This is a genomic window from Blautia sp. HCP3S3_G3, from assembly GCF_052063365.1.
Lineage (GTDB): Bacteria > Bacillota > Clostridia > Lachnospirales > Lachnospiraceae > Blautia_A.
Window position 1 is genome coordinate 1 of sequence record NZ_JBQHXR010000051.1, and the last position, 2,842, is coordinate 2,842.

Here is a 2,842-nt window from a genome sequence, read left to right on the forward strand (position 1 = left end):
ATTGTATATTCCGACCACTGAGAGCAGACTGCACGGTGTTTTAGTGCACGCTTTCCGCTCATTCAGTGCACTCTTTCCGGTATGGTGAACACTCCGTTCCCGAAAAAATAACGATAACTTTCCGGGAAGGAGTGCAGTTTATTTAGTTACTGTTCTGGTGGAATGGTTAAACCTGCATCCAGCAAGGTTTTTTCCAACAGATTAATTCGGTCATAAAGCCGCTGGATTTCCTTCCAGTTAGAGCTGGTCAATTCATCAGCTTCCTGGAGAGCGTACTGCAAAACCTGATAATCGATCCAGATATTACATCGACCACCTTCACGAAATGGGCATTTATCCTTCATTGGTGCCTCCTTCCGTGCTGGCCGCCAATCCATGGCGCTTGCGCATGGAAACGCGTCCTTCAATCATGATATCGTATGCATTGTGGATGATACGATCCATGATGGCTTCTGAAATCGGACTGCCTTCATCGGCCTCCGGATCGATACGTGCGTACCATTCTTCGGTTGTGTACTGCGTGCAAAAGATCATGGAACCATTTTTGCTGTTTACACGGGCTTCGATTATCTCCAGGAGATTATAGGTTTCCTGTGGCGTAAGACAGCGGATCAACCACTCATCAAGAATGAGAAGGTCAGCCTTTTTATAATCTTTGATTATTTTTGCAAATGTTCCAGTTGCCTTGCCCATGCTGAGTTCATCTAAAAGTTCCGGCATGCGGATATAGATCACCTTCTTGTATTTTCTGCATGCAGCATTACCAAGAGCGCAGGCAAGATATGTTTTTCCTGAGCCGCTTGCACCCTTTAAGATGATGTGGTGGTTTTCATTGATATACTGACAGGTCGCAAAGCGCAGGATTTGTGCCTTATCAAGCTTTCTGTCCGGAAGATACTCAATTCCTTCCACACAGGCTGATGCAAGAGAAAAGCGTGCTTTTGTGATTAGCTTTGTTAGTTTTGTTTTCTGACGGCGGTTCCATTCAGCATCAATGATCAGACCGATACGTTCTTCGAATCCTAACTGGGAATAGGTTGATGGATCCTGCATCTGACGACTGAGTTCTTCCGCCATTGCACTGCAGTGCATAGCCTTTAAGGTGTCCAGTGTTGACTCATTGATCATTCTGCAGCACCTCCTTTTGCGAATGCTGCAGCACCACGGGTAATTCCTTTGCTGCGTTTCTCAGGATGTGATGGTTTTGATACCGTCTCCAAAGGAAGTTTATCCTGTCCGTTTTTGAGGATGGTCAGAACACTTCGTAGAGATGGCTGTTTTGTAAATGTCAGCAACCGTTCGCAGGCCTTCTCCATCCGTTTCTGACCGTAACGATCCGCGGCTTTCATAAGGCTTACGCAGTATTTAAATCCCTGTTCAGGTTCCTTATCTGAGGTCAGGAAATACTCTGTTACTTTTCTGGTCGATTCTCCAATAGAGGATGCCCAGTTTAAGAATTCATCCGGAGCATAGGAAAGATACTTCTGATGCTCCTGTGGCATATGCTCCATCTTTCGGATGGGCTCAATCTGAGCTTTTAACCGACGTATGTGCGATGCCACGCGACTCCCATGGAAGAAAACTTCTACAGTGTCATTTGAAATCCTGATGTCCACCTGTTCACCGATCAAATCAAATGGAACGGAGTATTTATTGATTCCGTCACTTATGAGATAATCATTCTGAACCTTAGCAGTGGACCAGACTGCGGGCTCAAAGGAGGCGATAGGGAGCGGCTGCATAAATGCTTTTTCTTCATTTTCAAAAGCGGAGCGACGGTTCCCTACTCTTTTTTGAAAGGGTCTTGTATTCAGTTCCTCCAGCTTTTCGGCTACGGCTTTCCGTGCCTCATCCAATGAGAAAAAGTGATGGTTACGCAATGCTGCAATGATCCAGGTGGTTGCAAACTTTACAGAGCCTTCCGCATTAGGCTTATCATCCGGATGTTTGACTCTTGCCGGAACGATTGCTGTATCATAGTTGTCAGCCATTTCCCTGTATGCTTTGGGAATGACAGTCTCATAACGGGTATTCTTCGTGATACCGGTCTTGAGATTATCCGGGATCAGAAGCCTTGTAACACCACCAAAGTATTCGTATGCATGGACATGACAGTTGATGAATACATCTGACTTCATATTTGGACATGCTTCCGCATACACGTAACAGCTACATGAGAGTACTGCCACGAAAAGATATGCCGGCGAAATATCACCAGTTACCGGATCATAAATATCAATCGTGGTACCGGCCCAGTCAACCTCCATTGCATCTCCCGGTTTGTGATGGATACGCATGGTTGCTTTTGTTACACGCGCCCATTTTCGATAGTTTTCATTAAATTGTGTACTCATGTAGGGTTTTTTTCCGGCAGCAACTGCCTCGGCACAGTATTCTGTCCAAAGCAGAGTAAGAGTAACGCCTTTTTTAGCCAGCTCTTGATGGATCTTAGGATAGTCCGGGAGCATACGCCTCTCAGAAGTCTTTTTACGCTCTGGATAAAAGAGAGATTCCAACGTATAGTTGGTGACATCATCGCCCAATGGCCATTTGATCTTCAGAAGTTCGGCTAGTTTTAGCACCTCATGAATGGTGTTTCTGGAGCTGTGAACACTGGATGCTATGTCGACATTTGAGTAGTTGAGGCTTTTTAGCCTCAGAATTTCGCGATAATTTACCATAATTATCGTCCTCCCATAAATGATAGTCACACAAATGTGTGCCAATCTCATTATAGGAGTATATTTCCGGGATGTTCAACAGGGCGGAAAGGATGCACTGAACTAGCGGAAGTCCTGCTCAAAATGTCCGTGCAGTGTGCACTCACTGAACGGTATATACA

3 protein-coding genes are annotated in these 2,842 nt (G+C 45.2%); all 3 read right to left on the reverse strand.

The window, feature by feature from the left end:
- Window positions 1–146: 146 nt before the first annotated feature.
- From ACTNEW_RS16140 to istA, 3 genes are read right to left on the reverse strand one after another with little or no spacing between them, the layout of a single operon-like run.
- On the reverse strand, window positions 147–344 hold the full coding sequence (locus ACTNEW_RS16140) for a mobility-associated LCxxNW protein (RefSeq protein ID WP_441062817.1): 198 nt from the start codon (window positions 342–344) through the stop codon (window positions 147–149).
- A complete protein-coding gene (locus ACTNEW_RS16145; RefSeq protein WP_441062819.1) occupies window positions 334–1,128 on the reverse strand; it encodes an ATP-binding protein in 795 nt (264 codons plus the stop codon). The genes ACTNEW_RS16140 and ACTNEW_RS16145 overlap by 11 nt, the downstream gene beginning before the upstream one ends.
- Entirely contained in the window at window positions 1,125–2,681 is a 1,557-nt protein-coding gene (gene istA / locus ACTNEW_RS16150; RefSeq protein ID WP_441062821.1) for an IS21 family transposase, read from the reverse strand. Before istA ends, ACTNEW_RS16145 begins: the two co-directional genes overlap by 4 nt.
- Window positions 2,682–2,842 lie beyond the last annotated feature (161 nt).